Origin of the sequence: Euzebya sp. (genome assembly GCF_964222135.1) — a bacterium.
Lineage (GTDB): Bacteria > Actinomycetota > Nitriliruptoria > Euzebyales > Euzebyaceae > Euzebya.
Genome location: NZ_CAXQBR010000096.1, coordinates 1 through 5,607, shown reverse-complemented (window position 1 = coordinate 5,607; position 5,607 = coordinate 1). Strand labels below are relative to the sequence as shown.

The 5,607-nt window shown below is 74.2% G+C and carries 4 protein-coding genes and 1 pseudogene; 2 read left to right on the top strand and 3 right to left on the bottom strand.

What is annotated here, in order from left to right; translation table 11 throughout:
• The 3 genes and pseudogenes from ACEQ2X_RS21285 to ACEQ2X_RS21275 all read right to left on the bottom strand — a co-directional run.
• A pseudogene (locus ACEQ2X_RS21285) lies at positions 1–271 on the bottom strand (hypothetical protein); the annotation flags it as partial.
• A complete protein-coding gene (locus ACEQ2X_RS21280; protein ID WP_370327890.1) occupies positions 268–1,830 on the bottom strand; it encodes a long-chain fatty acid--CoA ligase in 1,563 nt (520 codons plus the stop codon). The gene ACEQ2X_RS21280 and the pseudogene ACEQ2X_RS21285, both read right to left, overlap by 4 nt.
• Entirely contained in the window at positions 1,830–3,116 is a 1,287-nt protein-coding gene (locus ACEQ2X_RS21275) for a CaiB/BaiF CoA transferase family protein (RefSeq protein ID WP_370327889.1), read from the bottom strand. The genes ACEQ2X_RS21280 and ACEQ2X_RS21275 overlap by 1 nt, the downstream gene beginning before the upstream one ends.
• 184 nt (positions 3,117–3,300) lie before the next feature.
• On the opposite strand from ACEQ2X_RS21275, the gene ACEQ2X_RS21270 reads away from it, so the two are divergent.
• Both ACEQ2X_RS21270 and ACEQ2X_RS21265 read left to right on the top strand, forming a co-directional pair.
• Positions 3,301–4,320, top strand: a complete 1,020-nt coding sequence (locus tag ACEQ2X_RS21270) for an amidohydrolase family protein (RefSeq protein ID WP_370327888.1) — start codon at positions 3,301–3,303, stop codon at positions 4,318–4,320.
• 14 nt (positions 4,321–4,334) lie between these two features.
• Positions 4,335–5,516 (top strand): ABC transporter substrate-binding protein, encoded by a 1,182-nt coding sequence (locus ACEQ2X_RS21265; RefSeq protein ID WP_370327887.1) that lies wholly within the window; start codon positions 4,335–4,337, stop codon positions 5,514–5,516.
• Positions 5,517–5,607 lie beyond the last annotated feature (91 nt).

Below are 5,607 nucleotides of genomic sequence, written 5' to 3'. Positions count from 1 at the left end.
CGTCGGTCGGCGCCGCGAGGACGCCCTCCAGCAGCCGGAGTCCGGACCAGCTGATGGTCACGTCGGGCCGGTCGGCGTCGCCCCGCGGGGGCGGCGCCGACGGGTCGGGGCCCAGGCGGCGGGGGTGGCGGCCGAGCGCCTCGAGCAGCGGTCGCGGGACCAGCCGGCCGACGTGGAGGACCGTGGGCGGCTCGCCCGCCCCGGACCCGACAGCGGGGGCCGCGGCGGCGGCCGCCAGCGCCGCGAGCGCCGGCGGGTCGTCCGCCGTCATGCGGTGGGGTCCGGCTGCCCGCCGTCGGCCCCCTCGCCGAAGCGGTCCCGCAGGATCGGCTTGAGCACCTTGCCCGCGCCGCTGCGGGGCAGCTCGTCGGCGAACACCACCGACTTCGGGATCTTGTAGCGGGCCAGGCGGCCCTCGGCGTGGGCGAGCAGGGCCTCGCCCGTCAGGTCGCTGCCCGGGGTCCGGACGACGATCGCCCGGCCGACCTCCCCCCACCCGGGGTCCGGGATGCCGATGACCGCGACCTCGACGACGTCGGGGTGGTCGAACAGGACGTCCTCGACCTCGGCGGGGTAGATGTTCTCGCCGCCCGACACGATCATGTCCTTGATCCGGTCGACGATCCGCACGTACCCGTCGTCGTCGATCACCGCCACGTCGCCGGAGTGGAACCAGCCGTCGCGGATCACCTCGGCCGTCGCCTCGGGCCGGCGCCAGTACCCCGCCATCACGTTGGGGCCCTGCACGATCACCTCGCCCCGCTCGCCGACGTCGACGTCGGTGCCGTCGGGGCGGACCACACGGACGTCGGTGAAGAACGACGGCACACCGGCGGTGCCGGCCTTCTCCGCCGCCCGCTCCGCGCCGAGGAACAGCGCCCCGGGCGCGGTCTCGGTCATCCCGTAGCCCTGCATGAACACGACGTCCCGCTCGAGCCACGTGGTGATGGTGCGCAACGGCACCGGCGCGCCGCCGCACAGCAGCCGCCGCAGGCTCGACACGTCGGTGGTCGCGAAGTCCGGGTGGGCGGCCATCCGGTCGAACATCGTGGGGACGCCGAACATGCAGGTGACGCGCTCGCGCTCGATGGTGGCGAGGACCTCGCCGGCGTCGAACCCGGACTCGAGGATGACCGTGCTGCCCTTCATCAGCGCGGGCAGCAGGACCATGTCGAGGGCAGCGACGTGGAACAGCGGCGCGCAGACGAGGGACACCTCGTCGCCGGCCAGGTCGGTGTCGATGACCACGTTGACGGCGTTCCACGTGATGTTCCCGTGGGTCAGCATCGCCCCCTTCGGCCGTCCCGTCGTGCCGGAGGTGTAGAGCAGCACCGCCACGTCGTCGAGCCCGGTCGGCCGGTCACGGGGGGTGGGCGTCGCCGCGGCCACCGCCTCGTCGTAGCCCTCCCACCACTCCCCCGTCGCCGCGCCACCGCGGTCGACGACCAGCACCGTGACGTCGTCCGTGCCGTCGAGGGCGGCAGCGGCGACCTCGGCGTGGGAGCCCGCGCAGACGAGCGCGGTGACGTCGGCGTCACCGAGCACGTGGGCGACCTCCGGTGCGGCCAGCCGCCAGTTGACGGGGACGAAGACCGCCCCGAGCGACGTCGCGGCGAAGAGCACCTCCACCAGGGAGGGGTGGTTCGGGCCCAGGTAGGCGACCCGGTCGCCGGCCTGCACGCCGCGGGCGGCGAGGGCGTCGGCGGCGCGACGCACCCGGTCGTGCAGCTCGGCGTAGGTGATCGCCGCGTCGCCGTGGCGCAGCGCCACCCGGTGGGGGGTCATGCGCGCCCGGCGCGCGGTCCACGATCCGAGTCCCTGGTCCAGCATCACTGCCCTCCATCGTCTGCGGTGCCGATCGCCCCAGCCTCGACCAGCCGCTGCACGCGCGCGTCGTCGTAGCCCAGCAGGTCGCGGAGCAGCGCGGCGCTGTGCTCGCCCAGGCCGGGCGCGGCGCGGCGGTGGCCGACCCCGCGCGCCCGGAACGGCATGCCGGGACCGACCGCGCCCGCGACCTGCCCGTAGCGGGGGTGGAGGGTCGGCGTCGTCTCGCCGCGGCGCAGCAGGGCAGGGTCGGCCACCGCCTCGGCGGGGGTGCGCACCGGGGCGGAGGGCACGTCGTGGGCCTCGAGCACCGCGAGCAGGTCGTCGGTCGCGAGCGTCCGGGTCCAGTCGGCGATCGCGGCGTTCACCTCCTCGGCGTGGTGGACGCGGCCGTCTCGGGTGGCCAGGCGCGGGTCGGACGTGGGGTCGGCGATGCCCATCGCGGTGAACAACCCGGCGGCCAGGGGGTCGGTGGGGGCGCAGATCGCCACGTGCCCGCCGTCGGCGGTCGGGTAGGTGCCGAAGGGCGTCAGACGCGGCAGGACGTCGCCGGTGCGGGTCTCGAGGCCGAGGGACGCCTGCACGCCCCAGCTCTCGGTGGCGACCAGCGACGTCACCGCACCCAGCATCGAGACGTCGACCACGTCGCCGCGCCCGGTGGCCTCTGCGCGCCGGAGCGCCCCGAGGATGCCGATCACCGCGTAGAGCGGCGACACGACGTCGGCGACGGGGACGCCCACCCGCACCGGGCCGTCGCCGGGCGCGCCGGAGGTCAGCATCAGCCCGCTCAGGGCCTGGATGATCGTGTCCATCGCCTTGTCGCGATCCGGGGGACCGTCGAGGCCGAAGCCGGTGATCGCCGCGTAGACGAGGTGGGGGTGGCGCGCGGCGACGGACTCGGCGTCGAGGCCCATCCGCCCGAGCGCCCCGCGGCTGTAGTTGGTCACGAGCACCGCGGCGCGGGCCAGCAGGTCCTCCATGACCGCACGGCCCTCCGGGGCCTTGAGGTCGAGCGCCAGCCCGAGCTTGTCCCGGTTCCGCTCGAGCAGGGCGAGGGAGAGGTCGTCGTCGTGACGCCGGGTGGAGGACGCGCCCTCGCGGCCCACGAACGGCGCGTTGCCCCGCGCGCTGTCCGGTCGGGACGGGCCCTCGACCTTGATGACCGTCGCCCCCATCCCGCCGAGCAGCTGGGTGCACCACGGCCCCGCCAGGGCGGTGGTCAGGTCGACGACGACCACCCCCTCGAGGGGCGGGTCACCGACGGGCGGCTCGGGTGTCGGCGCTGCGGTCACGGGGCCCTCCAGCCGTCACGTGGGGGCCGGGAACGTAGTACAGGTTCACGACGGACGTCAACGAGGTGCCGCACCTCGCACCCTGGATTCGTTGGGCAGACCGTTGACGGCCGTAGATGAAACCGACTAGCGTCTTGCGGGCCGACGGGCCGCCCCTGGTCCGGGCGACGGAGGGAGCCGACCTGTGCCCGTGATCGACATCCACACGCACATGCTGTGCGCGGAGTGGCTCGAGCTGCTCGAGTCCAGCACGTCCCGCTACCACATGGCGGTCGACCCGGCGAAGGTCCACGACCCCGAGATCCCGCGGATGCACATCGCCGGGGTGCCGTACTCGTTCCACACACCCCGGCCGATCTACTTCGACTGGGAGCAGCGCATCGCCAACATGGACGCCGCGGGCGTCGACGTGGCGGTGGTCTCCCTCACCTGCCCGCAGGGCAACTTCGGCGGCGAGGAGGTCAGTGCCCGGGCGTGCCGGGTGTCGAACGACGACATGATCGCCGCCCAGCGCCGCTGGCCGGACCGGATCCGGTTCCTGGCCGCGCTGCCGTGGATGTACCCGAGCCGCGCGCTCGAGGAGCTGGCGTACGCCCGCGAGCACGGTGCGGTCGGGGCGCTGGTCGTCGGCAACATCGAGGGGGAGTCGCCCGTCGACGACCGGTTCGCGCCGGTGTGGGAGGCGCTGGACGACGCCGGCCTGCCGGTGTTGGTCCACCCCGGCCCGCCGCCCGGCGTCGAGGTCGCTGCCCGCAACGGCATGTCCAACGCCGTGGGGTTCCACTACGACACCACCCACTGCCTCGAGCGGATGATCAACACCGGCTTCCTCGACCGCTACCCCGACATCACGATCATCGGCTCGCACGCCGGCGGGTTCCTCCCCTTCATCATCGGGCGGCTCGACTACCAGCGCGAGAGCCACCGCGCCCCGGCGGACTACCTGGGCCGCATCGTCGTCGACTCGATGGCGTTCAGCGAGGGGGCGATGCGCCTCACGTTCGAGGTCATGAGCGCGGACAACGTCCTGCTCGGCACCGACTACCCCTACGGACCGCCCGGCCAGATGGAGCGGATGCGCAGCCGCCTGGCCGCCCAGCTCAGCCCCGAGGACCTCGCGAAGGTCGAGTCCGCCAACGCCGAGCGCCTGTTCCGCCTCGACCCGGTCGCCGCGGGGCGGCCGGCCCACCAGCACAGCGAGTGAGAGGGAGACACGAGATGGCACACCTGAGGACGAGATGGATCTGGCTGGCCCTCGTGCTGGCCCTGGCCGCCGCCGCGTGCGGCGGCGGGGACGGCGACGACGAGCCGACGGAGGCCGCGGACGCCGCCGACGACCCGACCGAGGCGGCCGAGGAGGAGGCCACCGAGGAGGAGCCGGCGGAGACCGAGGCGCCGACGGAGGAGGAGCCTGCGGCCACCGAGGAGGTCAGCGAGGACGGCGGGTCCGAGGAGGCCGCAGCGGGCGGTGACGCCGAGAACCCCGAGCCGCCGGCGGACCTCGTCGCCGCGGCGGAGGAGGAGGGCAGCCTCGTCTTCTACAGCGTCCCCGACGAGTCGATCGCCCAGGGGATCAGCGAGGAGTTCATGGCGCGCTACGACGTCACCGTCGAGTTCGTCCGCCTCGTCAGCGCGGACCTGCAGCAGCGCTTCGCCGCCGAGGCCTCGACCGGCGAGCCGGCCGCCGACCTGATCCTGCTCAGCGACACCCCGTTCTTCGGCGAGGCGTTCGACGAGGGGTGGCTGACCCCGCTGCCCGAGGCCGGCGTCGAGTACCCTGAGGCCTTCCCGGAGGAGTTCATCACCCAGGACGGCCGGACCGCCGTCGTGTCGGTCAACGGCACCGTGCTCGGCTACAACACCGACCTCGTCACCGAGCCGCCGACGGACTGGACCGACCTGGCATCGGAGGCCGCTGCCGGCAACATCGCCATCTCCGACCCGACGACCTCGGCGGCGAACGTGTTCTTCTGGAACCTGATCCGCAACGAGTACGGGGACGAGCTGCTCGAGCAGATCGCCGCCAACGAGCCGACCTTCACCGGCGGGGCGGTCCCCTCCGCCCAGGCCCTCGCCGCCGGCGAGGTCGCCTACGCCACCCCGCAGGTCAGCGCCATCCTCGACGGCCTGATCGCCGAGGGTGCGCCGGTGGACTACATCCTGCCGGACGTGACGACGGGCTCGGAGATCGCGGTCGGCATCTCGACGGAGGCTGCGAACCCCAACGCCGCCCGGCTGTTCGCCCACTTCATCCTGACCCGTGAGGGCAACGAGCTGCTGACCGTCCCGTACAACACGGCGTCGCCGTGGGGGACGAACCTGCCCGCCGGCTACGAGCGTCCCGATCCCGCCGCCCTCGGGACGGCGGAGGAGATCTACAGCCTCCTCGGCGCCCAGTAGGGCGACGCGGCCGGGCCGTCCCGTCCCACCGGCTGTCGGCCCGGCCGCATCCCGGCGGGCCCCGGGGCCCCACGGCGGCGCCCCCCGGGCC